Origin of the sequence: Catellatospora sp. NPDC049609, assembly GCF_040675365.1 — a bacterium.
In the GTDB taxonomy this organism is placed as follows: Bacteria; Actinomycetota; Actinomycetes; order Mycobacteriales; family Micromonosporaceae; genus Catellatospora.
Genome location: NZ_JBFAOU010000002.1, coordinates 62,019 through 88,934 on the forward strand (window position 1 = coordinate 62,019; position 26,916 = coordinate 88,934).

The window sequence follows — 26,916 nt, forward strand, 5'->3', positions numbered from 1 at the left end:
CGTGCGTGCGGTTCAGGACCCGGCGAGCACCGCGCGCAGCCGGGCGGCGAAGGCCGCCGGGTCGTCGGCGAAGCCGATGTGGTCGCCCGGGAACATGGTCGGCGCGATGCCCAGCCGCGCCGCCAGCGCCCGCGAGGTGCGGTCGCACAGCTGCCCGGCCGACTGCTCGCCGATGCCGACCACGATGCGGACCTTGCCCTCCCGCAGCGCGTCGACGTCCGGCACGAAGCCGACCGTCGGCAGCAGCATGTGCTCGTACTGGAACGCCTCGTCGGCGACCGACTGCGGGTCGCGCTCGCCGCCGGTCATCATCTCGAACACCTCGTCGGGCAGCTCGATGTTCGCGATGGCCAGGAACTGCCGGAACGCGCCCTTCGGGTCCCCGGACCGGTAGGTGGCGATCATGTCGGCGGTCCGCGCCCGCAGCTCGTCGCGGTCCTCGACCAGCTCGTCCAGCGGCGGCTCGTGCGCGATCACGGTGTGCGCCGCGCCGGGGTGGAACTGCGCCAGCCCGAGCGCGCTGACCGCCCCGCCGCTGGACCCCAGCACGGCCGCCGGACCGAGCTCGAGGTGCGCGATCAGGCGGGCCAGGTCGTCGGCGCGCAGCTCCACCGTCGCGTCGGCGTCCCGGTCGTCGACCCGGCTGCGGAAGATCCCCCGCGGGTCGGTGGTGAGCACGGTGTACTCGCCGGCCAGCAGGTCGGCCAGCGGCGCGAACGACCGGGCGTCCATCGGCGCGGCGACCAGCACGACGAGCGGTCCGGAGCCCCGGACCTCGTAGTGCAGGCGCGCGCCGGGGACGTCCAGCGCGCCGACGGTGACGGGAACGGTCTCGGTCATCAAGGTCTCCTAGCAGGTGAAAGTCACTCCTACGAGATAAAGACCCGGGCGGTACGGCAGAATCGTCGCTCGTGGGGAAACTTTCTTCGGCGCACGACCGGACTCCCCCACCCGGAGGGCCCGGCGACGCGGACCTCGCCCTGGCGCGGGCCGGGGACGACGCCGCGTTCACCCGGCTCGTGCGGCCGCTGCGCGCCGAGCTGCACGCCCACTGCTACCGGATGCTCGGCTCGGTGCACGACGCCGACGACGCGCTGCAGGACGCCCTGCTGCGGGCCTGGCGCGCCCTCGACCGCTTCGAGGGCCGCGGGTCGCTGCGCGGCTGGCTCTACACCGTGGCCACCCGGACCTGCCTGGACCTCGTCGAGGCGCGCGGCCGGCGGGCGCTGCCGGTCGACCTGGGCCCGTCCAGCGCGCACGTCGTGCGCGACGACCCGCCGCGCACCGAGGTCGCCTGGCTGGGGCCGTACCCGGACGCCGCCCTGAGCACCGGGCCGGCCGGGCCGGGCGCGCGCTACGAGCAGCGCGAGGCGGTCGAGCTGGCGTTCGTCGCGGCGCTGCAGCACCTGCCCGGCAACCAGCGGGCCGCCCTGCTGCTGTTCGAGGTGCTCGGCTTCTCCGCCGCCGAGATCGCCACGATCATGGACACCTCCCCCACCTCGGTGAACTCGGCGCTGGCCCGCGCCCGCCGGATCGTCGCCGAGAAGGTGCCCGGCCCGAGCCAGCAGCAGACCCTCCGCAAGATCGGCGACGCGCGGGTGCGGAAGATCGTCAGCGGGTACGCGTCCGCGCTGGAGCGGGGCGACGCCGACGCCCTGATCGCGCTGCTCACCGAGGACGTGACCTGGTCCATGCCGCCGCTCGCGCACTGGTACCGCGGCCTGCCCGCGGTCATGGACTTCGCGGTCGCGCTGCCGCTGACCTCCTGCGGCTCCTGGCGGCACCGGCCCGTCACCGCGAACGGCCAGCCCGCCGTCGCCTGCTACCTGCGGCGCGGCGGCGACGGCCGGTTCGGCGCCTGGTCGATCAGCGTGCTGGCGCTGCGCGACGACCGCGTCGCCGAGGTCACCTCCTTCATCGGCCCCGAGCACTTCCCCGCCTTCGGCCTGCCCGATTCGCTGACCGAGTAGCGGGACGGCGCGAAGGTCGGCGCACCCGGTGCAGCCGGCGGGATCAGCGACCGATCAGGTTGTCGAGGAGGATCCGCAACGGATCGTTGTCTCCGCGCAGCGAGGCCCTGGACGCCTCCTCGTTGGCCGCCGGGTCGAGCCCGGACCAGTCGAGTGCCCAACCCGCCTCCCGGCTGAGCTGGCGGAAAAAGGCACGCTGAGCGCGCCCGTTGCCTTCCCGGAACGGGTGGATCGCGTTGATCTCGGCGAAGTAGTGGGTGAGCCGGTCGACGAACGCCGGCCGGGCCAGGCCGCGAAGGAAGCGCTCCTTCGCCAACGTGCCGAACACCTCTGCCGCGTACGACTCGATGTGTTGCGGCAGGCAGAAGGGGTCGGTCCTGGTGATGCCGACGGTTCTGACCTCACCCGCCCACGGGTAGACGTCGCCGAAGATCTCACGGTGGAAGTCCTGCAGGTGCGGCAGGTCGTAGCCGCCCGGAAGCGTGCGCGTGCCGAGATCGGCCAGCGCGGCGAAGCTCAGGCCCGCCTCAGCCCTGCCCAGGAGGTCAGGATCGGAGATGCCGAGACGGTTGCGAAGAACTCCACTCGCCGGATCCGTGTACGGGTCGTGGCTCACGAGGCGTCGTAGAGCCGACGCACCAGCTCCCTCATCTGCGCGGTGCTGATCTCGCCACGCGCCCACCGCTCGGTGATGGCCTCGACATCGGCTTCGACGACCAGCCCTTCGGCCCGAACCGACGCGGCGGCCTGCATCACCGACCGGGCACGCTCCGCGATGAGCTCGTCGAAGACCTCGACCGGGACCATGACCGCCTCGGTCTTGCGATGCGAGCCCACGCCCACCGGCGTGCGGTCACCGTTACGGAAGCGTTCCAGCACCGTGGGCAGTTGCTCGCGGGCTTCCCGCACCGACAGAGTCTCGATAAGCACCCGTCAAGTGTACAAGTTTGTGTACACGTTCGTCGGCGCTCCGGCGCGTGGGTCACCCCGCGGCACCCGAAGCGCGCAGCGGAAAGCGCCGGCGCAGCCGAGCCATGGCGCGCGGGTGGACGTTGGCGGCGCCGAGGTCGTCGCCGTAGTGGTGCATCACCCGCCGGTCCATGATGCGCCGCCACAGCGGCGGCAGCAGCGCCACGACGATCATCGTGGCGTACCCGGCGGGCAGCTGCGGCGAGGCGTCGAAACTGCGCAGCACCTGGTAGCGGCGTAGCGGGTGGGCGTGGTGGTCGCTGTGCCGCTGCAGCTGGAACAGGAAGACGTTGGTGACGACGCGGTCGCTGTTCCAGCTGTGCCGCGGATCGACCTTGGCGTACCTGCCCGCCGCGGTGCGGGGCCGGGCCAGCCCGTAGTGCTCCAGGTAGTTCACCACCTCCAGCAGTCCGAACCCGACGGCGGCCTGCAGGGCCAGCAGCGGCAACACGCCCGGCCCGAACCAGGCGGTCAGCGCGGCGAACAGCACCGCCGTGATCGCCCACGCGTTGAGCACGTCGTTGCGCCAGGTCCAGGGGCTGCGGCCGCGCAGCCGGAAGCGCGCGGACTCCAGCCGCCAGGCCGAGCGCAGGCTGCCCAGCACGGTCCGCGGCAGGAACGTCCAGAAGCCCTCCCCCAGCCGGGCGCTGGCCGGGTCCTCCGGGGTGGCGACGCGGACGTGGTGGCCCCGGTTGTGCTCGACGTGGAAGTGGCCGTAGCCGGTCGGCGCGAGCGCGATCTTCGACAGCCGGCGTTCCAGGCGCTCGCGCTTGTGGCCCAGCTCGTGCGCGGTGTTGATGGCGATGCCGTTGACGATGCCGACGCTGAGCACCAGCCCGGCCGCCCCGAAGGGGCTCAGCCCGCCGCCCGCCCAGACGGCGCAGCACGCGACCAGCGCGCCGTACTGCAACGGCAGGTAAAGGTAGGTGAGCACCCGGTAGTAGCGGTCGGCCTGCAGCGCGGCGACCGCCTCGTCGGGCGGGTTGGCGCGGTCGTCACCGATCAGCAGGTCGACCAGCGGAATCAGTCCGAACACGACGGCGGGGGTGAGCCACCACCCCCACTCGTGGCCGCCCCGGGCGAGGGCGAGGCCCTGGAAGGGCAGCGTGGGCACGAGCAGGGCCGCGGGCCAGAGGAAGCGGCGGGGGTCGCGCCAGGTGGTGTCGCTCATGGTCGCCTCCACGATGAGGGGGTACGCCGAGAATCCCACCGCCATCGACTGTTGACAATCACGAGTATTCTGTAAAGTCATGGGATGAAACTGAGCCCGCACGCAGGCCGTGCCCCGGGCAGGGCACGCCCGTCCGTTCCCGGGCTCGCCCCGGTGGCCCGGCCGGACCGGGACGTGACACGGGCGGCTGTCGTGGCCGCCGCCCGGGAGCTGACCGTGACCCGCGGCTGGGCGGCGGTGCGCATGGCGACCGTCGCGGAGCTGGCCGGGGTGAGCCGGCAGACCGTCTACAACGAGTTCGGCGGGCGCGCCGGGCTGGCCGACGCGGTGGCGCACGCCGAGATCGAGCGCTTCGTCGCCGGGGTGCGGGCGGCGCTGTTCGCGCACGGTGGCCGGGTGCGCGAGGCGGTGGCCGCGGCGGTGCGGTTCACCCTGGACGAGGCGGCCGGCAACCCGCTGATCCGGGTCATCCTGACCAGCTCCCGCGGCGGCACAGACCCGCTGCTGGCGTACCTGACGACCCGCTCCGACGTGGTCATGGCCGAGGCCGCGGTGCCGCTGCTGGAGTGGGCGGCCGCGCACCTGCCGCCGCTGGACGGCGAGGAGCTGGCGTTCGCCGTGGACACCGTGATCCGGTTGGTGGTGAGCCACATCGTGCTGCCGCTGCGCCCGCCCGAGCAGACCGCCGAGTCCCTCGCCGGGCTGGTCGTGCTGCTGCTCGACGCGTCGCTGCGACGCTGACGCGCCCGGCGGTTTGTCCGTGTTGGTGGGTTCGCGCCGGTAGACTGGCTGCGACAGCTGTGCCCCGGAATGCGGCTGATCCCGGCGCGGCCGCGAGCGCGGCGCGCAGGCGACTCGGCGCATTCCGCCCGGACGGGCCGCGAGCCCCGACAGGACGGGGGAACGGGTGAAGACCTGGCACATGGTGGCGGCGCTGGCCGCCGCGGCGGTGCTGACGCTGACCATCGGGCTGTTCCCCGCCCGCGCGGCGGCGCCCGGCGACTGCCCGCAGGCCGCCTTCGGCTTCACCACGGCCGAGCGCGACCGGATGAAGGCGGCGGTCGACGGGGCCCGTGCGGCCGCCAAGGCTCCCGGGGTCACCGCGGGGGTGTTCGTGCCCGGCCGCGGCACCTGGATCTGCGTGGTCGGCGTGTCCGATGAGGAGACCGGCCGGCCGATGAACGCCGCCGACAAGGTCCGCATCGCCAGCATCACCAAGACCTTCACCGGCACCGCGATCCTGCAGCTGGTCGACCGCGGGCTGCTCGGCCTCGACGACCCGCTCAGCCGGTACGTCGACTGGCCCGACGGCAACGCGATCACGATCCGGCAGCTGCTCAACATGACGTCCGGGGTCTACAACTACACCGAGGACCCGACGTTCGGCGTGCGCTACCAGGCCGACCCGACCGGCTCGTTCGGGCCGCGCGACGCGCTCGACATCGCGCGCGAGCACGAGCCGTACTTCGCGCCGGGCACCGGGTTCCACTACTCCGACACCAACTACATCCTGCTGGAGCAGGTGCTCGAACGGGTCACCGGCCGCCCGATCGGCGACTGGATCGAAGACGAGATCGTCGCCAAGCTCGGCCTCACCTCGACCAGCTATCCGGCCACCGCCACGCTGGAGGCGCCGTACTCGCGCGGCTACGACTCCACGCCCGACCCCGGCGACGCCGACACCGCCCGCGACGTCACGTACGCCAACCCCGGCTACGCCGGGGCGGCCGGGGCGATGGTGTCCAACCTGCGCGATCTGCGGATCTGGGCCGGCGAGCTGGCCCGCGGCGCCCTGCTCAGCGACAGGCTGCAGCAGGAGCGGCTGCGCACGGTGCCGCTGGCCCAGGGCGCCGACGTGTCGTACGGCCTGGGCATCGCCGACTGGGGCGGCTTCCTCGGCCACAACGGCACCATCCTGGGCTACAACTCCGCCATGTTCCACGACCCCGACACCGGCGCCACCATCGTCGTCGAGATCAACCGCTCCGACCTGGACACCGACCACGCCACCCCTCTCTTCGGCGAACTAGCCGAGATCCTCTACCCGGACCGCTGACCCGGCCTCGCGACGATCTTGCGCGTACGGTGGGGACGACACGCACCCATCGGACAAAAGAGCAACACTTCACGCAAGATCGTCGTGATCTCGGGGGTAGCGGTCCCAGAGGGTGGTCATGAAAGCACTCGGGTGCGGGTGGGCGGGGCATACTTCGGCACGTGTCGACTGCCGCGCTGCCGTCCGTGATCGCACTGTCGCCGGTGGAGCAGCCACCGGACACGACACTGCGCCCGCCGGGTTCCAAGTCCATCACCAACCGCGCGCTGCTGTGCGCCGCGCTTGCCGAGGGCACCAGCACGCTGACCGGCGTGCTGTTCGCCGACGACACCCGGGCCATGCTGGGCGCGATCGGCGCGCTGGGCGCCGCGGTCGAGATCGACGAGGCCGCGACCACGGTGACCGTGCACGGCGTCGATCCGCGCACCGCGTCGCGCCCCGTCACGGTGTACGCCAACCAGTCCGGCACCACCGCGCGCTTCCTGCTGCCCGCGCTGGCCCTGCGCCCGGCCCGCGGCGTGCTCGACGGCGACGCCCAGCTGCGCGCCCGGCCGTTCGGGCCGCTGGTGGAGGCGCTGCGCACGCTCGGCGCGCAGGTCGAGGAGCCCGCCGAGGCCGGCCGGCTGCCGCTGGCGGTGACCGGCCCGGTGCTCGGTGGCCGGGTCCCGCTGCCCGGCCACCTGTCCAGCCAGTTCCTGTCCGGCCTGCTGATGGCCGGGCCGCTGATGGCCGAAGGGCTCGCCGTCGAGCTGACCTCGCCGCTGGTGTCGGTGCCGTACGTGACCATGACCGCGGCGGTGATGTCGGCGTTCGGGGTGGACGCCGACGGCCTGGGCACCGCCCCGGGCCGCTACCGCGCGACGGAGTACGCCATCGAGCCCGACGCGAGCGCGGCGTCGTACTTCCTGGCCGCGGCGGCCATCACCGGCGGGCGGATCACCGTGGCCGGGCTCGGCGCGGGCAGCCTGCAGGGCGACGTGCGCTTCGCCGACGTGCTGGAGCGGATGGGCGCCCGGGTGTCCCGCGAGGCCGGCGGCATCACCGTGTCCGGCACCGGCACGCTGCGCGGCGTGGACGTCGACATGGCCGACATCTCCGACACCGCGCAGACGCTGGCGGCGGTGGCGGTGCACGCCGACGGCCCGACCCGGGTGCGCGGCATCGGGTTCATCCGGCACAAGGAGACCGACCGGCTCGCCGCGGTCGTCACCGAGCTGCGCCGGGCCGGCATCGACGCCGTCGAGCACGACGACGGCTTCACGATCAACCCGGGCCGCCCGGCGCCGACCCGCTTCGCCACGTACGGCGACCACCGGATGGCGATGAGCCTGTCCCTGCTCAGCCTGCGGGCGGCGGGCATCGAGATCGACGACCCGCGGTGCGTGGCGAAGACCTACCCGGGTTTCTTCGCCGACCTGTCGCGGGTCACCGCCCGAGCGTGAAGGATCAAGCGGTATGGAGTACGTGAAGCTGGGCCGCACCGGCCTCGACGTGTCCCGGCTGTGCCTGGGCTGCATGAGCTACGGCGAGCCGAGCCGGGGCAGCCACAGCTGGTCGCTGCCCGAGGACGAGGCGCGCCCGTTCATCCGGCGGGCGCTGGAGCTCGGGGTCAACTTCTTCGACACCGCCAACGTGTACTCGCTGGGCAGCAGTGAGGAGATCCTGGGCCGGGCGCTGCGCGACTTCGCCGACCGCGACGAGGTCGTCATCGCCACCAAGGTGTGGGGCGTGATGCGCGAGGGCCCCAACGGGCGTGGCCTGTCCCGCAAGGCGATCATGAGCGAGATCGACCACAGCCTGCGCCGGCTCGGCACCGACTACGTCGACCTGTACCAGATCCACCGCTTCGACCCGGAGACGCCGCTGGAGGAGACCCTCGAAGCGCTGCACGACGTGGTCAAGGCAGGCAAGGCCCGCTACATCGGCGCGTCCTCGATGTACGCCTGGCAGTTCGCCAAGGCCCTCTACCTGGCCGACCGCAACGGCTGGACCCGGTTCGCCACCATGCAGAACCACTACAACCTGATCTACCGCGAGGAGGAGCGGGAGATGCTGCCGCTCTGCGTCGAGGAGGGCGTCGGCGTCATCCCGTGGAGCCCGCTGGCGCGCGGCCGGCTCACCCGCGAGCCCGATACCGTCACCGCCCGCACCCAGGACGACGCCTTCGGCGAGGGCCTCTACGGCGCGTCGGCCGCCGCCGACGCCGAGGTCATCGCCCGGGTCGGCCGCATCGCGCAGCGGCGCGGGGTGCCCCGGGCGCAGGTCGCGCTCGCCTGGGTGGCGAGCCGGCCGGGCGTGACCGCCCCGATCATCGGCGCGACGAAGCCGCAGCATCTGGACGACGCGGTCGCCGGGCTGGAGCTCACGCTGTCCGCGGCGGAGGTAGCCGAGCTGGAGGAGCCGTACGTGCCGCACCGCGTATCCGGCTTCCAGTGAACCGCGCGCGGCGGCCCCGGACCGGGTAGCGTGTCCGAAGCCGCGGCGAGTGTCGCGGAGCAGACGACCAAATGTTCGGCAGAGATTCGAGGACTCGTGAGCGGACAGGTGAAGGACCGGGCGAACGCGCAACCGGCCGACAAGCGGAGCACCAAGGCGGAGCGGCGCGAGGCGCGCATCGCCGCGGCCAAGGCGGCCCGCCGCCGGAAGCTGCTGGCGGCGACGGGCGGCACGTTCCTCGGTGTGGTGCTGCTGATCGGCCTGGCCTTCCTGGTGTTCCGGGACAACGGCACCGACCAGTCCACCGCGTCCACCCCGAACGCGTCCGCGACCGCGCCCGCCGAGGACCCGAACGCCGCGCCGACCGCCGACCCGAACACCCCGGCCAACGCGGAGTTCCCGCCGCTGCCCGCCGGCGCCGACCCGGCGCTGAAGACCAAGCCGCAGGTGACCAAGGGCTCCGGCGACCTCAAGGAGCTGAAGGTCACTCCGCTGGTCGAGGGCAAGGGCCCCGCGGTGAAGTCCGGCGACACGGTCACCGTGAACTACGTCGGCGTCAAGTACGCCACCGGCGAGGAGTTCGACTCCTCCTGGAGCCGCTCGCAGGCCTACCCGACCCAGATCGGCGTCGGCGCGGTCATCCCGGGCTGGGACCAGGGCCTGGTCGGCGTGAAGGTCGGCAGCCGGGTCCAGCTCGACATCCCGGCCTCGCTGGCGTACGGCGACGGCCCCGACTCGCGCCTGCCCGGCCCGCTGCGGTTCGTGGTCGACGTGCTCGGGGTCTCCGCGAGCTGACCACCCGCACCACGACGCCACAGGCCCCGCACCGAGCACCGGTGCGGGGCCTGTGCCATGTGCGCCGGACCCGTTTCCTCGGCGAAGGCTGAGCCCGGACGCGGCGCGCCCACCCCAGCCGCGGGGTCCGCGGGCGTCAGCGCGGGAGCAGCAGGCCCGCGATGGCGAGGTCCTCGATGCCGAGGCCGACCGAGCGGAAGAAGACCGGGCGCTGCCCGCTCGGCCCCGGATCCGTGCCGGCGAGCAGCCCGGCCAGGTCGCCGCGGATCGCCTCGGCCGACCACCGGCCGCCCGCCGCGGCCAGCCGCATCTCGCCCGCCGCCGCGGCCGCCGAGGGTCGGTGGTCGCAGTACACGTCCAGCAGCGGCAGCGCCGCCGGGTCGATCTCGTGCGCGTCCGCGCTGTTGGTGCTGATCGAGGTCAGCACCGTGCCCGGCGCGAGGTGCGCGGCGTCGACCACCGGACCGGCCGCCGACGTGCACGCCATGACCACGTCGGCGCCCGCGACCGCCTCGGCGACGCTCACCGCGGCCCGTACGCCGTCGAACCCGGCCAGGTCCGCACCCGACCTGCTGAACACGCGCACCTCGGCGAACGGCCGCACCGCGCGGGCGTGGCGCACGTGCGCGCGGGCCAGCGGACCGGCCCCGATCACGGCCAGCACGGCGGCGTCCGGCCGGGCCAGCAGGTCCACGGCGAGCGCGCTGGTCGCCGCCGTACGCTGCGCAGTCAGCGCCTTGGCGTCACAGAGCAGCACCGGCTCGCCGGTGCGGGTGCTGACCAGCAGCGTCCACGCGGTGATGAGCGCGGGCGCGCCGGGCCGCGGCAGGTACGGCGAGATCTTCACGCCGAAGACGCCCGCCTCCTCCAGCAGGCCGGGGTAGGTGATCACGTCACCGCCGCCGGACAGCGGGACCAGGATCTGCTCCGGCTGGGCGGCCCCGCCCCGGGCCAGCGCCCCGAACGCCTCCCGTACGGCGGCGAGCACCCTGTCCGGGGGCAGCTCGCCGGGTTCGCGGATCACCTCGATCGCCATAGCGGCAAGATACCCGTCGATGGCCGTGGGCACGACCGGCCGCCCGTACCGGTCCGGGCCGCCCGAACTTGCAAAACGTCTCATATCCGGCCCGAACGGGCTATGGTCGAGCCCAAGCGACATGCGCGTCCGCTACCGCGGGCGATGAGGACGGCCCGCCCTGACCGGCGGTGTCGTGAGGAGATGGCGATGGCACGCAAGTCGACCTGGATCACCGCCGGAGTGCTGTCCGCCGCGGCCGCGAGCGCCGCCGCGGTGCTGGTGCGACTGCGCAGGCGGGACACCGCGGCCGAGGACAACCTCCGGGCGCTGGCCGACTTCGAACCGCACCCGCAGAACGGCAAGCACAAGAAGGAGCGGCTCCCGCGCAAGCTGAAGAAGCACCTGCACGCCGAGGCCGGGGCGGGCCACGGCGGCGGCCAGCACTGGTAAGTCCCACGAGCCAGCGAACCTTCGCGCCGCCGAGGCCGCACGCGCGATGAGTCAGCGCGGGCGGCGCTCGCCCGCCTCCACGGCGATCGGCAGCACGTTCTCCGCCGGCGGCACCGGGCACGTGCCGTAGTCGGTGAAGGCGCACGGCAGGTTCACCGCGCGGTTGAAGTCGATCACGACGGTGCCGTCGTCCGCCGGCTCGGGCACCGACACCGAGCGGGCGCCGCCGTGCGTGCTCACCCCGCTGGTGGCGTCACGGAACAGCACGGACAGGCCGCCGTCGCCCGCGTCCATCGCGGTCAGCTCGTGCACCGCACCGTCCAGCGCGAATCGCAGCACCCCGCGTGCGGTCTGCTCGTGGACCAGGCCCGGCACCACCGCGCCCACGGTGACCCGGCGCGGCCGCTCGTACGCCTCGAAGGTCGCGGCCAGCACCCAGCGCGCGTCCGGCGCGAACGCGGGCACCCCGGCGAAGCCGGTGCGGGTCGGGGCCTGCGGGTCGCGGACGCGCAGCGCGTACGACCCGCCGCGCTGGATGACCTCCAGCAGCCGCTCGCCGTGGCTGAGCACGATGCCCGCGCCGCCCTCGACGGGGCTGAGCACCAGCTCGCCCTCGACCGGCTCGGCGCCGTGGCTGAGTCCGTCACCGGCGCCGGCGCACAGCAGCACCCCGTCGGCGTGCACGCTCCATAGCCCGGGCGCGTCCTCGAACTTCGCGGGCTCGTCGCCGAGCCAGTGCAGCGCGGTCAGGCTCAGCCAGCCGTGCGGGTCACGCAGCCGCGCCTCGCGCTCGGCGTGCCAGCTCTCCCACTCGTGAACCAGCGTCTGGGGGTCGACGGCCATGTCGTGCCCTCCTCCTCGGTGCCCGGGCCTCCCGCAGCCTGCCACGCCGGCGGGGCGTAGGCAAGATCAGAATGGGGCGAACCGGGCGGTATGTCACGCCGAGCGGACAGGCAGTCCGGCCGCGCGCCACGCGGCGTAGCCGCCCGCCAGGTCGGTGGCCCGGTGCAGGCCCAGGTCCTGCAGCGACGCCGCCGCCAGCGACGAGGTGTACCCCTCCTGGCAGAACACCACCACCGGCAGGTCGTACGCGCCCGCGACCGGCAACCGGGCGTCGCTGCGCGGATCGAAGCGCCACTCCAGCACGTTGCGCTCGACGATCAGCGCACCGGGGATCTCCCCGTGCTCGGCGCGCTGCGCGGCGGGCCTGATGTCGACCAGCACCGCGCCGTCCCGCTGAGCCTGCCGGGTCTGCCGCGCGTCGAGCCGGACCAGCCGGGCCCGCGCCTGCGCCAGGATCTCGTCGATGCCCCGGGAGCCCGGGGGTGCCTGCGCCACGCTCACCACTGTGCCCCGGCCCGGTCGACCGCTTCCACCGTCAGCCGGTCGCCGCGCAGCCGGTAGCGGGTCATCGTGGCCAGCTCGGGACCGTACACATGCACGCTGATCGCGGGCTCCAGGCCGTTGTTGACGATCTGGTGCACGTGGTGCCCGCCGAACTGCCGCCCGGCCCCGGCGGTCAGCACCCGCGCAGTGAGCGAGGCCCGCCCGTCGAGCTCCTGACGCACGGTGCGCTCGGTCAGCGAGCCCGCCACCACCACGAACGCCCCCGCGCTGCCACCGTGGTCGTGCAGGTCGGTCTGCTGGCCGGGCAGCCAGGTCAGCAGCCACGCCTCCAGGCCCGCCTCGCTCAGCAGCCGGTGATACCACCGCTGCCCCGGGTCGAACCGCGGCGTCACGCCCCACGCCTGCGGCGACGCGGCCAGCGCCCGCGCCGTCACCAGGTGATCCCCCCGAACCCCCACGGCCTGAATCATTCCCACTCACCCACTTATCCCACCGGCTTTGTAGGAATTCAACCACCACGCCTCCACGCCCGCAACCCGCCACGCCCTTTCCGCGATGAATCCGGGAGCCTCACCCGGTCCCATCGACGGCAGACGGCAGACGACAGACGGCGGTCCCGCGGAGCCGCCGGGAGCGGTCCGCGGGACGTGCCGCGGTGCGTCAGTCGCGGGTCAGCGAACGCGCGATGACCATGCGCTGAATCTGGTTGGTGCCCTCGACGATCTGGAGCACCTTGGCCTCCCGGAAGTAGCGCTCGACGGGGTGGTCGGCGACGTAGCCGGCACCGCCCAGCACCTGCACGGCGTCGGTGGTCACCTGCATCGCCATGTCCGTGGCGAACAGCTTGGTCTTGGCCGCCTCGGTGGAGTACGGCAGGCCCGCGTCACGCAGCCGGGCGGCGTGCAGCATCAGCGCCCGCGCCGCGGAGATCTGCGTCGCCGCGTCCGCCAGTATGAAGCCCAGGCCCTGCAGGTCGATGATCGGCCTGCCGAACTGGACCCGCTCCCGGGCGTAGTTCACCGCGTATTCGAGCGCACCCTGGGCCAGGCCGATGGCGCAGGCCGCGATGCCGAGCCGGCCGGAGTCCAGCGCGCCCATGGCGATCCGGAAGCCCTCGCCCTCGCCGCCGACCAGGCGCTCGGCCGGGACCACCGCGTCGTCGAGCGCGATCTGCGCGACCGGCGACGAGCGCAGGCCCATCGTCTTCTCCCGCGCCTGCGGGTTCAGGCCGGGCGTGCCGGCCGGTGCCAGCAGGCAGGATATGCCCTTCGGGCCGGGGCCGCCGGTGCGTACGAACAGGTTGTAGAAGTCGGCCACGCCCGCGTGGGTGATCCACGCCTTGGTGCCGTTCACGCGGTACTCGTCGCCCTCGCGGACGGCCTTGGTGGCCAGGTTCGCCGCGTCGGATCCGCCGGCCGGCTCGGACAGGCAGTACGCGCCGAGCAGGTCGCCGCCGATCATCTCCGGCAGCCAGCGCTCACGCTGCTCGGCGGTGCCGTGGTGGGCCACCGGGTAGCAGGCCAGGGTGTGCACGCTGACCGTCTCGGCGATGCCGACCCAGCGGCTGGCCAGGATCTCCAGCACCTGGAGGTACACCTCGTAGGGCTGCTCCGCACCGCCGTACTCGGCGGAGTAGGGCAGGCCGAGCAGGCCGGAGCGGCCCAGGATGCGGATCAGCTCGCGGGGGAACTCGCCGCGCGCCTCGAAGTCGTCGGCGTGCGGTGCGAGCTCCTTGTCCGCCAGTTCGCGGGTGAGTTCGAGCAGGTCGTGTGCTTCGGGGGTGGGAAGCAGTCGGGTAACGCTGGGCATGCAGCCAGCTTAACGGTCGTTAGGTGTCCGCGCCCGGCCGGATCTGGCCGGTCCGGCGCAGCCGCGCTCCCCGGCCGCCGTTTCGCCGCGTCACGGCCGGATAAGGCACATAGTGGTGGTAGCGGCCAGTGAATCGCAGGGAGGCGTGCGATGTCCGTCGAGCTGACCGGTCCGGTCGTGGTGGGTGTGGACGGCTCGCCGCCCGCCACCGTGGCGCTGCGCTGGGCGGCCGACGAGGCGGCGCTGCGCGGGCTGCCCCTGAAGATCGCGTACGTGAGCGAGGACCCGGCCCCGCGCGAGGGCACCAGCACGGAGGACGTCGCGCTCACCTCCGCCGGGCACAAGGTCACCGACCACGCCATGGCGGAGGTGCGCGAGCTGCACCCGGACATCACGCTGACCACGCAGGTGCTGCGCGACGACCCGGCGCACGGCCTGATCAGGGAGTCGGAGACAGCGTCCATGGTGGTGGTCGGCAGCCGCGGCCACGGCGGCTTCCACGACCTGATGCTCGGCTCGACCAGCCTGCAGGTGGCGATGCACGCCAAGAGCGCGGTCGCGGTGGTCCGGCCCCCGGCCACGCCGGAGAAGGCGGGCATCGGCGCGGTGGGCCGGATCGCGGTCGGCGTCGACGGCTCCCCGCAGTCGGGCACCGCGCTGGCCTTCGCGTTCGACGAGGCCGAGCGCCGCGGCTGCGGCATCACGGCGGTGCACGCCTGGATGGGCCCGATCACCACCGGGGCGGCCGGCATGCCGTTCGTGTACGACGTCGACACGCTGCGCGACCAGGAGGAGACGGTGCTCGACACCGCGCTCGCCGGCTGGCGCGACCGCTACCCCGACATCGACGTCCGGCTCATGACGGTGGAGACGTCGGCCGCCGCGGCGCTGACCGAGCAGTCCATGGGCGCGCTGATGGTGGTGGTCGGCTGCCGCGGCCTGGGCGGCTTCACCGGCCTGCTGCTGGGCTCGGTCAGCCAGGCGCTGATCCACCACGCGGGCTGCCCCGTGGTGGTGGCGCACCGCCGCGACGATCACTTCACGCTTTCCTGAATTCAGCTTTCGGTGTACCGTCGTCGGCATGGAAGGCGACACCGTCACGCTGCCCGTGGCCACACACGGCCAGGTCCTCGCCCGGTTCGGGCACGCCCTGTCCGACCCGACCCGCGCCCGGCTGCTGCTGGCCCTGCGTGAGGGCCCCGGCTACCCGGCCGACCTCGCCGACCTGCTCGGCGTGACCCGGCAGAACCTGTCCAACCACCTGGCCTGCCTGCGCGGCTGCGGCCTGGTGGTGGCCGTGCCGGAGGGCCGCCGCTCCCGCTACGAGCTGTCCGACCCGCGCCTGGCCCACGCCCTGGGCGACCTGCTCGGCGTGGTGCTGACCGTCGACCCCGCCGCCTGCCCCGCCTCGGCCGCCGAGGACTGCTGCTGATGGGCGCGGCGCTGACGATCCCGAGCGAGCTCGCGCCGGGCCGCCGCCGGGTGCTCGTCACGCGGGTCCGGTGGCTGGTCGCCGCGACCATCGCGTACAACGTCGCCGAGGCCGCCGTCGCGATCACCGCCGGAGCGGCGGCCTCGTCCACCGCGCTGATCGCGTTCGGGCTGGACTCGGTCATCGAGGTCTCCTCGGCGGCGGCCGTGGCGTGGCAGTTCTCCGCCACCGACCACGAACGCCGGGAGCGCGCGGCGCTGCGGATCATCGCGGTGTCGTTCTTCGCCCTCGCCGCCTACGTCACCGTCGAGGCGGTCCAGGCGCTGGCCACCGGCCACCGGCCGGACCACTCGTCGCTCGGCATGGTGCTGGCCGCGGTCTCGCTGGCCGTCATGCCCGGCCTGTCGTACGCCCAGCGGCGGGCCGGCCGCGAGCTCGGCTCCCGGACCGCCGTCGCCGACTCGAAGCAGACCCTGCTGTGCACCTACCTGTCGGCCGTGCTGCTGCTGGGCCTGGCCGCGCACAGCCTGCTCGGCTGGTGGTGGGCGGACCCGGTGGCCGCGCTGGTCATCGCCGCGGTGGCGGTCAAGGAGGGGCGCGAGGCCTGGCGCGGCGACACCTGCTGCACGCCTGCTGCCGCACTGCGCCCCGACTCGCCCGCCGCCGCGCTGCGTGCCGACTCGCCCGCCGCCGGCCGGCCCGGTGCCGGCTGCGCCGACGGCTGCTGCGCCGACGAGGCGGTCGCCCGATGAGCGCACCCGAGCACCCCCACGGGCCGGGCCACCGCGAGCCCGACCATCAGCAGCGCAAGCACGACCACCGGGAGCACGCAGGCCCCGAGTTTGACCACCAGGAGCACGGCCACGGCGACCACGAGCAGGGCGACCAAGGCCACGGTGACCGCGGGCACGGCGGTGGCGACCACGAGCAGGGCGACCAGGGCCACAGCGGTTATGGCCACGGCGGTCATGGGCACCGGCACGGCATCAGTGCCGGTGCCGACCGCAGGTGGCTCACGGTCGCGCTGGCCGCGATCGCCGCGTTCATGGCGGCCGAGGTGGTCGCCGGCGTGCTGGCCGACTCGCTGGCCCTGATCTCCGACGCGGCGCACATGCTCACCGACGCCGCGGCGATCGCGCTCGCCCTGATCGCCATGCGGCTGGCGGCGCGGCCCGCCATGGGCTCGTACACCTACGGGCTCAAGCGCGCCGAGATCCTGTCCGCCCAGCTCAACGGAGTGAGCCTGCTGCTGCTCGCGGCGTGGCTGACCTACGAGGCCGTGCCCCGGTTCTGGTCACCGACCGAGGTGACGGGCTGGATCGTCACCGTCACGGGCGCCGTCGGCCTGGCGGTCAACGTGGTCGCCGCCTGGGCCATCAGCCGAGCCGACCGCACCAGCCTCAACGTGCGCGGCGCGTACGCCCACGTCCTGATGGACGCGCTCGCCTCGGTCGCCGCGATCGTCGCGGGCGTGGTGGTCACGTTCACCGGTTTCGACCGGGCCGACCCGATCGCCACCCTGCTGGTCGTGGTGCTCATGGTCAAGGCGGGCTGGGGGCTGCTGCGCGACTCCACCCGGGTGCTGCTCGAAGCCGCACCGGCCGGTTCCGACCCGGACGGGATCGCCCACCAGCTGCTCGACGACCGGGACGTGGTGGAGGTCCACGACCTGCACCTGTGGCTGATCTCGTCCGCGCAGCCCGCGCTCAGCGCCCACGTGCTGGTCGATGACGACGCCGACTGCCACGGCGTACGCGTCCGGCTCCAGCACCGGCTGGCCGAGCGGCACGGGGTCCGTCATGCCACGCTGCAGGTCGACCACGCCGGCGACCACGCGGCGGAACCGGCCGCGCACTGCGCCGAGTCGCACGGCACCACCCACCGACGCGGCGAGTGCCGCGCCGTCACACCTGCCTGACGCGCCGCATCGCCCCGCGAACAGCGAAGATCCGTTTTTGTGGACGACTACCGCCGCCGCTATGGCGACGGTCAGCGTCCGCAAAAACGGATCTTCAACAGATCAACACGTTCACCGCACCGGCCACACGGACAGTTCACATGTCGGCAGCAGCACTCGGCGCGGGTGCCCGGCGAGGCACCTGGAAAAATCCTCGGCACCACTGGTTGACATTCCGGGAATGCCGGACTTATCCTTAAGTCGAAGCCCGACAAGTTTCCCAGTGAAACAAGCCGGGCTTCCCGTATGTCCGGGGTCGGTCAGTCCCGGTCGGGCTTGGTCGCCAGCGGCAGCACGTACCAGAGCAGGATGTAGAACAGGGCCATCGCGGCGCCCAGGATGCCCGCCCAGCGCACCCCCGACACCACCTCGACCACGAGGTAGATCGCCAGCACGATCGCGGTCATCTCGAAGAAGAGGCCGCACTGCGCGAGCCGGTGCGCCGTACGCACGATCTGCGGCTTGCGCCCCTCCCGGAACGACAGCCGGTGGTAGCTCACCGGCGCGATGAGCAGGGCCGCCGCCACCGCGCTGCTGATGAACGTGATGATGTAGAGCACCCGCTCGCTACCGGTGATCTTCTCGAATCCCACCGAGAACGGCAGCGTCAGCAGGAACGCGAACAGGATCTGCACGCCGGTCTGCGCCACGCGCAGCTCCTGCAGCAGCTCCGAGTAGTTGCGGTTCCACTGCTTGTGCGGGTCCTCCGCCGGGTGCTGCTGGCCGCTCGCGTCGCTCTCACTCACCATCTACCTCCGCTTTTCCAAGCGTATGCCCGGCCGGGCGGAGGTTATGCCGACGCGCGGGACCGCGCCGGGCGGGTCAGGCGGCGTTGGCCGCGAGCGCGTCCACCAGCCGCTTGCAGGGGCTCGCCAGGTTCCACTGCTCGGCCAGCGTGAGCAGCCGGTCGGGGTCGCGGGGCTCACGCGGCAGGGTCAGGTCGTGCTCGGGCAGGGCCAGGTCGGTCGCCACCCGCACCACCTTCGGCGCGACGGCCAGGTAGTCGCTCGCCGCGGCGAGCTTGGCCCGCACGCCCGGCGCGAAGTCCGAGCCGGGGTCGGCCACGGCCGCGACGATCGCGTCGAGGTTGCCGTACCGCTCGACCAGCCGGGCGGCGGTCTTCTCGCCCACCCCGGCCACGCCGGGCAGGCCGTCGCTCGGGTCGCCGCGCAGCGCCGCGAAGTCGGCGTAGCCGTTCGCGGGCACGCCGTACTTGGCCAGCACCGCGGCCTCGTCGCAGTCCTCGAGCTTCGCCACGCCGCGCCCGACGTAGAGCAGGCGCACCCCGCGCGCGTCGTCGACGAGCTGGAACAGGTCCCGGTCGCCGGAGACGACCTCGACCGGGGCGGGCGCCGTCGCGGCCAGCGTGCCGAGCACGTCGTCGGCCTCGTTGCCGTCCACGCCGTAGGCGACGATGCCGAACGCGTCGAGCACCTGCAGCAGCAGCTCGACCTGCGGGACCAGCTCGTCGGGCACCTCCTCGCCGCCCTGCGGCGCCACCCGGTGCGTCTTGTACGTGCCGATCAGCGCGACCCGCCACGCCGGCCGCCAGTCGTTGTCGAGCGCGCACACCAGCCGGCCCGGCCGGCGGCCCTTGACCAGCGTGGTGACCATGTCGAGAAAGCCCCGCACGGCGTTGACCGGGGTGCCGTCGGGCGCCATCGCCGCCTTGGCGGGCACGCCGTGGAAGGCGCGGAAGTACAGGCTGGGCGCGTCGATGGCGAGCAGGGGTGCGGTCATGCGCAACAGCCTGCCACACGGGCCGGACACCACCCGGCCAGCGCGCCCCGGCCGGAGACGGCCGAAGCCCCGTCCCACGCCGGTGAGCGGCGGGACGGGGCTCCGAGCGAGGCTGCTACTTGCTGCCGCCGCGCGGGGTGAACGCGGTCGGGCGGCGTACGGTGCCGCGCTGCGCGCCGATCGCGGCCTCCTCGCGCGCGGCCTGCACCCGGTCGAGGTACTCGCGGGCGGCCAGGTCCTCCGCGGTGGGCGCGGCGCCGATCGCGAAGACCAGGCCGCCGATGACCAGCAGCACCAGCACGCCGATCGGGACCAGCAGGTTCGCCGCGGACGTGCCGCCGACGGCCAGTGACGGCTCGGTCAGCAGCACCGACATGGCGGCCATGCCGGTGTAGTGCATGCCGCACACCGCGACGCCCATCAGCAGCGCCGCCCCGGCGATGGCCAGCGGCCGCTTGAGCACGACGGTGAACCACAGCGCCACCGTCGCGGCGACGACGGCGATCACCACGGACGCGGCGACCAGGCCCGTGTCGTAGGACACCTCGCCGTCCAGGCGCATCGCGAACATGCCCAGGTAGTGCATGCCCGCCACGCCGACGCCGGTGAACACGCCGCCGGTGACGATCCGGCCGACGTGGGGCCGGCCGAAGCCGACGATGTACAGGCCGAGGCCGACCACCACGATCGCGACGAGCGCGCTGAGCGCGGTGCGCGCGATGTCATAGCGGATCTGGGTGCCCGTCACCGAGAAGCCCAGCATCGCCATGAAGTGCATCGCCCAGATCGCGGTGCCGCCCAGCGCCCACGCGGCGAGCACCAGCCACCAGAACCGCTGCTTGCCGGTCACGGCGGTGCGCATCCGGGCGGTGCAGATCAGACCGAGGGTGGAACCGAGGATGGACAGGGCGTACGCGACGCCCGGAGTGACCAGCCCGTGTGTGAAGTGCTGTACGTCGGCCATCGCGCGGTCGACCCTTTCGGCTCATGCGAGCTGAGTGTCGCTCACTTTCTTGCATGATTCCGGAACAGGGTTTCCGCAAGCAACTCGGTCAGACGACCGCAGTATACGCAAGTACCCCTCTATTGACCGCGTTCATCGCGGTGCGCGCGGTCTCACGCAGGGCGGATGGCGCACCGGCGGCGTCGGCAATCTGTCCGAGAAGATCGATGACCTGTCTCGCCCATCGGACGAAGTCGCCCGCCGGCATGTCCCCGTCCAGGCTGTGCCCGCTCGCGAGCACCTTCGCCAGCGGCTCGCCCTTGGCCCAGCGGTACATCGGCCACACGAACCCGAGGTCGGGCTCGCGGGTCTGAGCCAGGCCGAGCCGCCGCTCGTCCACCGCCAGCTGGTAGAACGTGCGCACGGTCGCGTCGACGGCCGTGGCCACCGGGCCGCGCGGCACCGAGGCCTGCTCGTCGGCGTCACGGCGCGCCTCGTACAGCACCACCGAGACGGCCGCGGCCAGCTCGTGCGGCTGCAGCCCGTCCCACACGCCGGTGCGCAGGCACTCGGCCACCAGCAGGTCGGCCTCGGTCCAGATCCGGGCCAGCATCCGGCCCGGCGCGGTCACCTCGCCGTCGGACCCCAGGTAGCCGCGCTCGGTGAGCAGCTCGCAGATGCGGTCGAAGGTGCGCGCCAGCGAGCCGGTGCGGTTGCTGACCTTGTCGCGCAGGCTCTCGGTGTCGCGGAACAGCCGCTGGCGCCGCTCGGCCCAGCGCGCGTGGTCCTCCCGCTCCGGGCAGGCGTGGCACGGGTGGGCCCGCATCGCCTTGCGCAGCGCCAGCAGCTCCTTGTCCTCGTGGTTGCCGCCACCGCCCCGGCGTCGGTTGCCGCCGCCGCGCGCGATGTCCAGGTTGCGCAGGGTAGAGGCGAGGTCGCGGCGCTCGGCGGGCGCGCGGTGGTTGAAGTGGCGCGGCACCCGCACCCGGCCCAGCACGTCGACCGTGCCGGCGAACTCGCCCGCCGAGATCCGCCCGGCCCAGCGGTCCTCGGTCAGCACCACGGGGCGGGGCTCGCCGAAGCCGCCCACCCCCGGGTCGAGCACGATGGCCAGGCCCGAGTGCTTGCCGGACGGGATCCGGATCACATCACCTATCTTGAGCTGCTCCAGCGACTGCACCGCCTGTGCCCGGCGCTCCTGCTGGCTGTTGCGCGACAGCTGCTTCTCCCGCTCGGCGATGCGCACCCGCAGCGCGAAGTACTCGGCGAAGTCGCCGTGCTCGCAGGCCAGCTCGGTGTCGTAGACGGCCAGCACCTCGTTGTTCTTCTGCACCTGGCGGGCCAGGCCGACCACCGAGCGGTCCGCCTGGAACTGCGCGAACGACGACTCCAGCAGGTCGCGCGAGCGCGCCGCGCCCACCGAGCCGACCAGGTTCACCGCCATGTTGTACGACGGCCGGAAGCTCGACCGCAGCGGGTACGTGCGGGTCGACGCGAGCCCGGCCACGTGGCGCGGGTCCACGTCCGGCGCCCAGGCCACCACCGCGTGCCCCTCGACGTCGATGCCGCGCCGCCCGGCCCGGCCGGTGAGCTGCGTGTACTCCCCCGGCGTCAGGTCGACGTGTGCCTCGCCGTTGTACTTGACCAGCCGCTCCAGCACCACGCAGCGGGCCGGCATGTTGATGCCCAGCGCCAGCGTCTCGGTGGCGAACACCGCCTTGACCAGGCCCCGGACGAACAGCTCCTCGACGACCTCCTTGAAGGCCGGCAGCATGCCCGCGTGGTGCGCGGCCAGGCCCCGCTCCAGGCCGTCCAGCCAGTCCCAGTAGCCCAGGGCGGCCAGGTCCTCGTTGGGGATGTTGGCGATGCGCCGCTCGACCACCTCGCGGATCTCGGTGCGCTCCTCCGGCGAGGTCAGCCGCAGCCCCGCCTGCAGGCACTGCTGCACCGCCGCGTCGCAGCCGGCCCGGCTGAACACGAACAGGATCGCCGGGAGCAGGCCCTCACCGTCGAGCCGGTCGACGATGTCGGGCCGGTTCACGGCCGGCCCGCGCCGGTTGCGCGGCCCGCGGCCGCGCCGGATCTCGCCCAGCTCCAGGCGGCGGCCCAGCTCGCGGGTGTAGCGCAGCAGCTCCGGGTGCACCTCGTGGGCGCGCGCCGCGTCGGCGTCGTGGAACAGGTCGAACATGCGCTTGCCGACGAGCATGTGCTGCCACAGCGGCACCGGCCGGTGCTCGCTCACCACGACCTCGGTCCTGCCGCGTACGGTGACCAGCCAGTCGGCGAACTCCTCCGCGTTGGACACGGTCGCCGACAGCGAGACCAGGGTGACCGAGGCGGGCAGGTGGATGATGACCTCCTCCCACACCGCGCCGCGGAACCGGTCGGCCAGGTAGTGCACCTCGTCCATGACCACGTAGGACAGGTTCTGCAGCGCCGACGAGCCGACGTACAGCATGTTGCGCAGCACCTCGGTGGTCATCACGACCACCGGCGCGTCGCCGTTGATGGAGTTGTCGCCGGTCAGCAGGCCGACCTTGTCGGCGCCGTGGCGCTGCACCAGGTCGTGGTACTTCTGGTTGGACAGTGCCTTGATCGGCGTCGTGTAGAAGCACTTGCGGCCCTGCTGCAGCGCCAGGTGCACGGCGAACTCGCCGACCACGGTCTTGCCGGCGCCGGTGGGCGCGCAGACCAGCACGCCGCTGCCGCGCTCGAGCGCCGCGCACGCGGTGATCTGGAACGGGTCGAGGGCGAAGCTGAGCCCGGCGGCGAACTCGCTGACCAACGGCGTCACAGGAGTCTTACGGCCTTCCGGAGGGGTCGTCGGTCGGGCAGGTCGGGCGGTCGGCCCGGAACCGGGTCGCCGCTCGGCGGGGCTCGTCATACCCGCAAGGCTAGGCGAAAGAGCCCACTCGGTGCAGGTCGGTATCCTGCTGACGTGCCCGAGTCCCAGTCCCAGCCCCTCCCCCACCCGGCAAGGATTGACGCCCCTCGTGCCCTGGACGCGGTGCTGTTCGACTTCCACGGCACCCTGGCCATGACGATCGACCCCGTGGCCTGGGTGAGCGCGGCGGCGGCGGACTGCGGCGTCACGCTGGACCGTGGCAAGGCCACGGTGCTGGCCGACCGGCTCGCCACCGCGGGCGGGCTGCCCGGGGTCGCCCGGCCGGTGCGGGTGCCGCCGCAGCTCGCCGAGGCGTGGGCCGACCGCGACCTCTACGAGCACGCGCACCGCCAGGCTTTCACGGGGCTCGCCGCGACCGTGCCCACCGACGTGCCCGGCCTGGCCGAGGCCGTCTACGAGCGGGTGCTGCGGCCCGGCACGTGGACGCCGTACCCGGACGCCATGGGTGCGCTGACCACGCTGCGGGCCGCCGGGGTGCGCACCGGGGTGGTGAGCAACATCGGCTTCGACATCCGCCCGCTGCTGGACGCCTGGGGGCTGACCGCGCTGTTCGACGCGATCGTGCTGTCGTACGAGGTGGGCTGCGTCAAGCCGGACCAGAAGATCTTCCTGCGGGCCTGCGGCATGCTGGCGGTGGACCCCGAGCGGGTCCTCATGATCGGCGACACGCCCGCCGACGCGGGCGCGGTGTCGGCGGGCTGCTCCGCCCTGGTCATCCCGGCGGCGGGCCCCGGCCGCCCCAACGGCCTGCACCGCGCCGTCGCCCTGGCCGTCCCGCGCCCCTGACCCCGCCCGACCCCGCCGCGGCCGCGGATGATCACTGTTTTCGGTCAGAACCTGCAGTGGAGCTGCACTTTCTGACCGGGAACACTGATCTTCCCGACCGGGCCAACGGTAGTTATCCGATTCGCGCCGATATGCCCTGCCGAGCGCGAACAATGAGGCCATGCGTGTGGTGGTGGACCTGACGAAGTGTCAGGGGTACGCGCAGTGCGCGTTCCTGGCACCCGAGGCGTTCCGGATGGTGGGCGACGAGGCGCTGATGTTCGACCCGGCGCCCTCCGACGACCAGCGGGTCAAGGTGCTGCGGGCGGCGGCCGCCTGCCCGGTGCAGGCCCTGCAGGTGGACATGACCGACCTGCCGACGCCGCCGCCGGAGCGGACCGTGGTCGCGGCCAAGGGCGACCGGCTGCGCCGCGACGGCCGGATCGTCATCGTCGGCGCGTCGCTGGCCGGGCTGAAGGCCGCCGAGCAGCTGCGGGCCGAGGGCTTCACCGGCTCGATCACCATGATCGGTGACGAGCCCGAGGAGCCCTACGACCGGCCGCCGCTGTCCAAGCAGGTGCAGACCGGCTTCGTCAGCTCGGCCGACACGACCCTGCCGCGCCGGTGCGACATCGACGCCGACTGGAGGCTCGGCGTCGCCGCGACCGCGCTGGACATGGACAACAAGCGGGTGGTCCTGTCCGACGGGCAGGAGGTCGAGTTCGACCGGGTGCTCGTCGCGACCGGGGTGCGGGCCAACCCGTGGCCCGTGCCGGAGGAGGCGCGCCTGGACGGCGTGTTCACCATCCGGACCCGGGCCGACGCGCAGGGGCTGCGCGAGCGGCTCATGGCGCAGCCGAAGCGGGTGCTGGTCATCGGCTCCGGATTCACCGGCTCCGAGATGGCCTCGGTCTGCGTCGAGCTGGGCATCCCGGTGACGGTCGCCGAGGCCGGCACGGCCCCGCTGGTCGGCGCACTGGGCGGGGTGATCGGCCGGATCTCCGCCGGCATCATGCGCGAGCACGGCGTCGACCTGCGTACCCACACGATGGTCAACTCGCTGCAGGGCGAGGACGGGAAGCTGCGCCGCGCGGTGCTGTCGGACGGCACCACGATCGAGGTGGACGTGGCCGTCGTCGCGCTGGGCGGCATCCGCAACGTGGAGTGGCTGGCCAGCGCCGGGCTGGCCGTGGGCGTGTGGGGGCTGGCCTGCGACGCGGGCTGCCGCGCCTTCACCGCGGCGGGCCTGGTCACCGACGACGTGTTCGTGGCCGGCGACGTGGCCCGCCAGCCGCAGCCGATGTTCGGCTACCAGTTCCTGGCCATGGAGCACTGGGGCAACGCGGTGACCCAGGCCGAGGTCGCCGCGCACAACATGATCAGCAGCGAGAGCGAGCGCTGGCCGCACCTGGAGATGCCCGCGTTCTGGTCGCTGCAGTTCGGGCACAACATCAAGTCGGTGGGCGTGCCGCCGATCGCGGACCAGATCGCGATCACCCAGGGCTCGGTGGAGAGCCGCCAGTTCGTCGCGGCGTACGGCTACAAGGGCCGGGTGGTCGGCGCGGTGAGCTGGAACCAGGGCAAGTGGCTGGACTTCTACCAGCAGCTGATCGAGCAGGCGGCGCCGTTCCCGCTGCCGTACGACATGACCAACCCGCCGAAGGACGCCGTGCCGGTGCCCGCGGAGTTCCCGGAGCGGGTGTTCCCCGCCCACGACGCGACCGTCGTGGTCACCGGCCACGACCCCAGCGAGCGCCGCGCCACCCTGGTCCGTTCGTCCCGGCGGCGCTGAGGAGCCAGATGCACCACCTGACCATGACCACCGTGCCACGTGACGGTGACGAGCGAAGCGAGGAGCCGTCATGACCGGACCCAGCCTCTTCGAGGAGATCGTCGACTTCTCGAACCGCGCCAACCCGTGGCCCCTCTACGAGAAGCTGCGCACCCAGCCGGTGTGGCAGGAGGAGGACGGCACCTTCGTGGTGAGCAGGTTCCGCGAGATCTATGGACTGCTGCACGATCCGCGGATCAGCTCCGACGCGTCGAACCTGCTGCCGGAGTTCGCCGACAAGGCCGGGGCGCTGGCCCAACCCGGCAAGCTGCCACCCAGCTTCATCCGCACCGACCCGCCCCGGCACGACACGCTGCGCCGCATCGCGATGCGCCAGTTCGGCCCGCCGCACCGGCCCGACCGCATCGACAAGCTCACGCCCAAGCTGGAGGCGGTCGTCACCAAGCTGATCGACGACCTGGCCGACCGGCAGCAGTGCGACCTCGTCGACGACGTGGCGTACCCGTTCCCGGTCGCCGCGATCACCGAGCTGCTCGGCGTGCCGCCCGAGGACGAGCCGCGCTTCAGCCAGTGGGTCGGCCCGATCGTGGACTCGACCGGCGACCCGACCCCCGAGCACGTGCAGCAGCGCGACGACGCGTTCCAAGAGCTCGGCATGTACATGTTCGAGCTGGCGCAGCGCAAGCGCGCCGACCCGGGCGACGACATGCTGTCCGGCTACGTCACCGACGACGGCCCGGACGGGCGGCTGGAGGGCGGCGACCTGTTCTCGGCGCTGATCCTGCTGCTCATCGCCGGGCACGAGACCACCGTGAACCTGATCGCCAACGGCTGGCTGACCCTGCAGCGCCACCCGGAGATCCTGCAGCGGCTGCGCACCGAGCCCGACTTCAGCATCCGGATGGTCGAGGAGCTGCTGCGGTACGAGGGCTCGGTGCACTTCCTGCCCAACCGCATCGCCGTCGCCGACATCGAGATCGGCGGCACCGTGATCCGCAAGGGGCACCCGATCACGCTGGTGCTGGCGTCGGGCAACCGCGACACCGAGTGCATCCCGCACGCCGACCGGTTCGACCCGGACCGCCCCGACAACGTGCACCTGGGCTTCGGCAACGGGATCCACTACTGCTTCGGCGCGCCGCTGGCCCGGCTGGAGGCCCAGCTCGCGCTCACCCAGCTGGCCAAGCGGCTGCAGAACCCGCGGCTGGTCGCCGACCCGCCGCCCTACCGGCCGAGCCCGGTGCTGCGCGGCCCGATCCACCTGGAGGTCGCCTACGACGGGATCGGCCCGGCCTGAGCCGCCCTTTCGGCCGGTGTCCATCCCGGGCACCGGCCGCGTTCATCGGGCGTTCCACCCGCTC

At 73.1% G+C, this 26,916-nt stretch carries 27 protein-coding genes; 14 read left to right on the forward strand and 13 right to left on the reverse strand.

Translation table 11 applies throughout. From position 1 onward, the window contains the following. Positions 1-12: 12 nt before the first annotated feature. On the reverse strand, positions 13-840 hold the full coding sequence (locus AB0J67_RS00935; protein ID WP_363474846.1) for an alpha/beta hydrolase: 828 nt from the start codon (positions 838-840) through the stop codon (positions 13-15). A 71-nt stretch (positions 841-911) separates the two neighbouring features. On the opposite strand from AB0J67_RS00935, the gene AB0J67_RS00940 reads away from it, so the two are divergent. Next, the gene (locus AB0J67_RS00940) at positions 912-1,970 is read left to right on the forward strand and encodes a sigma-70 family RNA polymerase sigma factor (protein WP_363474848.1); all 1,059 of its coding nucleotides are present in this window, start codon (positions 912-914) and stop codon (positions 1,968-1,970) included. A 43-nt stretch (positions 1,971-2,013) separates the two neighbouring features. On the opposite strand, the gene AB0J67_RS00945 is transcribed toward AB0J67_RS00940, so the two are convergent. The 3 genes from AB0J67_RS00945 to AB0J67_RS00955 all read right to left on the reverse strand — a co-directional run bounded on the left by AB0J67_RS00945 (position 2,014) and on the right by AB0J67_RS00955 (position 4,110). Then, a complete protein-coding gene (locus AB0J67_RS00945) occupies positions 2,014-2,586 on the reverse strand; it encodes a Fic family protein (RefSeq protein WP_363474850.1) in 573 nt (190 codons plus the stop codon). Continuing rightward, entirely contained in the window at positions 2,583-2,879 is a 297-nt protein-coding gene (locus AB0J67_RS00950; protein WP_363474852.1) for an antitoxin VbhA family protein, read from the reverse strand. The genes AB0J67_RS00945 and AB0J67_RS00950 overlap by 4 nt, the downstream gene beginning before the upstream one ends. Positions 2,880-2,952: 73 nt before the next feature. Then, the gene (locus tag AB0J67_RS00955) at positions 2,953-4,110 is read right to left on the reverse strand and encodes an alkane 1-monooxygenase (protein ID WP_363474854.1); all 1,158 of its coding nucleotides are present in this window, start codon (positions 4,108-4,110) and stop codon (positions 2,953-2,955) included. A gap of 174 nt (positions 4,111-4,284) precedes the next feature. Between AB0J67_RS00955 and AB0J67_RS00960 the strand changes: the two genes are divergently transcribed. From AB0J67_RS00960 to AB0J67_RS00980, 5 genes are all read left to right on the forward strand, one after another. Continuing rightward, positions 4,285-4,851 carry a TetR family transcriptional regulator gene (locus tag AB0J67_RS00960; protein WP_363474856.1) on the forward strand — a complete coding sequence of 189 codons (567 nt, stop codon included), beginning with the start codon at positions 4,285-4,287 and terminating at the stop codon, positions 4,849-4,851. Positions 4,852-5,017: 166 nt separating this feature from the next. Beyond that, positions 5,018-6,166 (forward strand): serine hydrolase domain-containing protein, encoded by a 1,149-nt coding sequence (locus AB0J67_RS00965; RefSeq protein ID WP_363474858.1) that lies wholly within the window; start codon positions 5,018-5,020, stop codon positions 6,164-6,166. A 161-nt stretch (positions 6,167-6,327) separates the two neighbouring features. Then, on the forward strand, positions 6,328-7,608 hold the full coding sequence (gene aroA / locus AB0J67_RS00970; protein ID WP_363474860.1) for a 3-phosphoshikimate 1-carboxyvinyltransferase: 1,281 nt from the start codon (positions 6,328-6,330) through the stop codon (positions 7,606-7,608). 13 nt (positions 7,609-7,621) lie between these two features. Then, complete coding sequence (locus tag AB0J67_RS00975) at positions 7,622-8,602, forward strand: aldo/keto reductase (RefSeq protein ID WP_363474862.1); 981 nt, start codon at positions 7,622-7,624, stop codon at positions 8,600-8,602. A 96-nt stretch (positions 8,603-8,698) separates the two neighbouring features. Then, entirely contained in the window at positions 8,699-9,397 is a 699-nt protein-coding gene (locus tag AB0J67_RS00980; protein ID WP_363474864.1) for an FKBP-type peptidyl-prolyl cis-trans isomerase, read from the forward strand. Between the two features lie 136 nt (positions 9,398-9,533). Here the strand turns inward: AB0J67_RS00980 and AB0J67_RS00985 are convergent, their stop codons facing one another. Further along, positions 9,534-10,433, reverse strand: a complete 900-nt coding sequence (locus AB0J67_RS00985) for an ornithine cyclodeaminase family protein (protein WP_363474866.1) — start codon at positions 10,431-10,433, stop codon at positions 9,534-9,536. 189 nt (positions 10,434-10,622) lie between these two features. Here AB0J67_RS00985 and AB0J67_RS00990 point away from each other — a divergent pair, with 189 nt between their 5' ends. Beyond that, positions 10,623-10,865, forward strand: a complete 243-nt coding sequence (locus AB0J67_RS00990; protein ID WP_363474868.1) for a hypothetical protein — start codon at positions 10,623-10,625, stop codon at positions 10,863-10,865. Between the two features lie 51 nt (positions 10,866-10,916). Here the strand turns inward: AB0J67_RS00990 and AB0J67_RS00995 are convergent, their stop codons facing one another. The 4 genes from AB0J67_RS00995 to AB0J67_RS01010 all read right to left on the reverse strand — a co-directional run bounded on the left by AB0J67_RS00995 (position 10,917) and on the right by AB0J67_RS01010 (position 14,021). After that, complete coding sequence (locus AB0J67_RS00995; protein ID WP_363474870.1) at positions 10,917-11,708, reverse strand: DUF1684 domain-containing protein; 792 nt, start codon at positions 11,706-11,708, stop codon at positions 10,917-10,919. A gap of 93 nt (positions 11,709-11,801) precedes the next feature. Next, complete coding sequence (locus AB0J67_RS01000) at positions 11,802-12,203, reverse strand: rhodanese-like domain-containing protein (protein WP_363474872.1); 402 nt, start codon at positions 12,201-12,203, stop codon at positions 11,802-11,804. Positions 12,204-12,205: 2 nt separating this feature from the next. Continuing rightward, positions 12,206-12,646, reverse strand: a complete 441-nt coding sequence (locus AB0J67_RS01005) for a cysteine dioxygenase family protein (RefSeq protein WP_363474874.1) — start codon at positions 12,644-12,646, stop codon at positions 12,206-12,208. Positions 12,647-12,872: 226 nt separating this feature from the next. Next, entirely contained in the window at positions 12,873-14,021 is a 1,149-nt protein-coding gene (locus AB0J67_RS01010; RefSeq protein ID WP_363474876.1) for an acyl-CoA dehydrogenase family protein, read from the reverse strand. Between the two features lie 150 nt (positions 14,022-14,171). Between AB0J67_RS01010 and AB0J67_RS01015 the strand changes: the two genes are divergently transcribed. From AB0J67_RS01015 to AB0J67_RS01030, 4 genes are read left to right on the forward strand one after another with little or no spacing between them, the layout of a single operon-like run. Next, a complete protein-coding gene (locus AB0J67_RS01015) occupies positions 14,172-15,074 on the forward strand; it encodes a universal stress protein (protein ID WP_363474878.1) in 903 nt (300 codons plus the stop codon). 28 nt (positions 15,075-15,102) lie between these two features. Beyond that, positions 15,103-15,453 carry a metalloregulator ArsR/SmtB family transcription factor gene (locus AB0J67_RS01020; protein ID WP_363474880.1) on the forward strand — a complete coding sequence of 117 codons (351 nt, stop codon included), beginning with the start codon at positions 15,103-15,105 and terminating at the stop codon, positions 15,451-15,453. Then, positions 15,453-16,205, forward strand: a complete 753-nt coding sequence (locus AB0J67_RS01025; protein ID WP_363474882.1) for a cation transporter — start codon at positions 15,453-15,455, stop codon at positions 16,203-16,205. Before AB0J67_RS01020 ends, AB0J67_RS01025 begins: the two co-directional genes overlap by 1 nt. Continuing rightward, positions 16,202-17,371, forward strand: coding sequence for a cation diffusion facilitator family transporter (locus AB0J67_RS01030; protein ID WP_363474884.1), 1,170 nt, complete (start codon positions 16,202-16,204; stop codon positions 17,369-17,371). Before AB0J67_RS01025 ends, AB0J67_RS01030 begins: the two co-directional genes overlap by 4 nt. A 299-nt stretch (positions 17,372-17,670) precedes the next feature. Here AB0J67_RS01030 and AB0J67_RS01035 read toward each other — a convergent pair whose 3' ends face one another. From AB0J67_RS01035 to AB0J67_RS01050, 4 genes are all read right to left on the reverse strand, one after another. After that, positions 17,671-18,156, reverse strand: coding sequence for a DUF6328 family protein (locus AB0J67_RS01035; RefSeq protein WP_363474886.1), 486 nt, complete (start codon positions 18,154-18,156; stop codon positions 17,671-17,673). Between the two features lie 76 nt (positions 18,157-18,232). Further along, a complete protein-coding gene (locus tag AB0J67_RS01040; protein ID WP_363474888.1) occupies positions 18,233-19,150 on the reverse strand; it encodes a 5'-3' exonuclease in 918 nt (305 codons plus the stop codon). 115 nt (positions 19,151-19,265) lie between these two features. Next, positions 19,266-20,114, reverse strand: coding sequence for an MHYT domain-containing protein (locus AB0J67_RS01045; RefSeq protein WP_363474890.1), 849 nt, complete (start codon positions 20,112-20,114; stop codon positions 19,266-19,268). An 88-nt stretch (positions 20,115-20,202) separates the two neighbouring features. After that, entirely contained in the window at positions 20,203-22,887 is a 2,685-nt protein-coding gene (locus AB0J67_RS01050; RefSeq protein WP_363474892.1) for a DEAD/DEAH box helicase, read from the reverse strand. 144 nt (positions 22,888-23,031) lie between these two features. Between AB0J67_RS01050 and AB0J67_RS01055 the strand changes: the two genes are divergently transcribed. The 3 genes from AB0J67_RS01055 (at position 23,032) to AB0J67_RS01065 (ending at position 26,852) form a co-directional block, all read left to right on the forward strand. Continuing rightward, the gene (locus AB0J67_RS01055) at positions 23,032-23,784 is read left to right on the forward strand and encodes an HAD-IA family hydrolase (protein WP_363474894.1); all 753 of its coding nucleotides are present in this window, start codon (positions 23,032-23,034) and stop codon (positions 23,782-23,784) included. Between the two features lie 160 nt (positions 23,785-23,944). Continuing rightward, positions 23,945-25,555, forward strand: coding sequence for an FAD-dependent oxidoreductase (locus AB0J67_RS01060; RefSeq protein WP_363474896.1), 1,611 nt, complete (start codon positions 23,945-23,947; stop codon positions 25,553-25,555). Between the two features lie 70 nt (positions 25,556-25,625). After that, positions 25,626-26,852 carry a cytochrome P450 gene (locus tag AB0J67_RS01065; RefSeq protein ID WP_363474898.1) on the forward strand — a complete coding sequence of 409 codons (1,227 nt, stop codon included), beginning with the start codon at positions 25,626-25,628 and terminating at the stop codon, positions 26,850-26,852. The last annotated feature ends 64 nt before the right edge of the window (positions 26,853-26,916 follow it).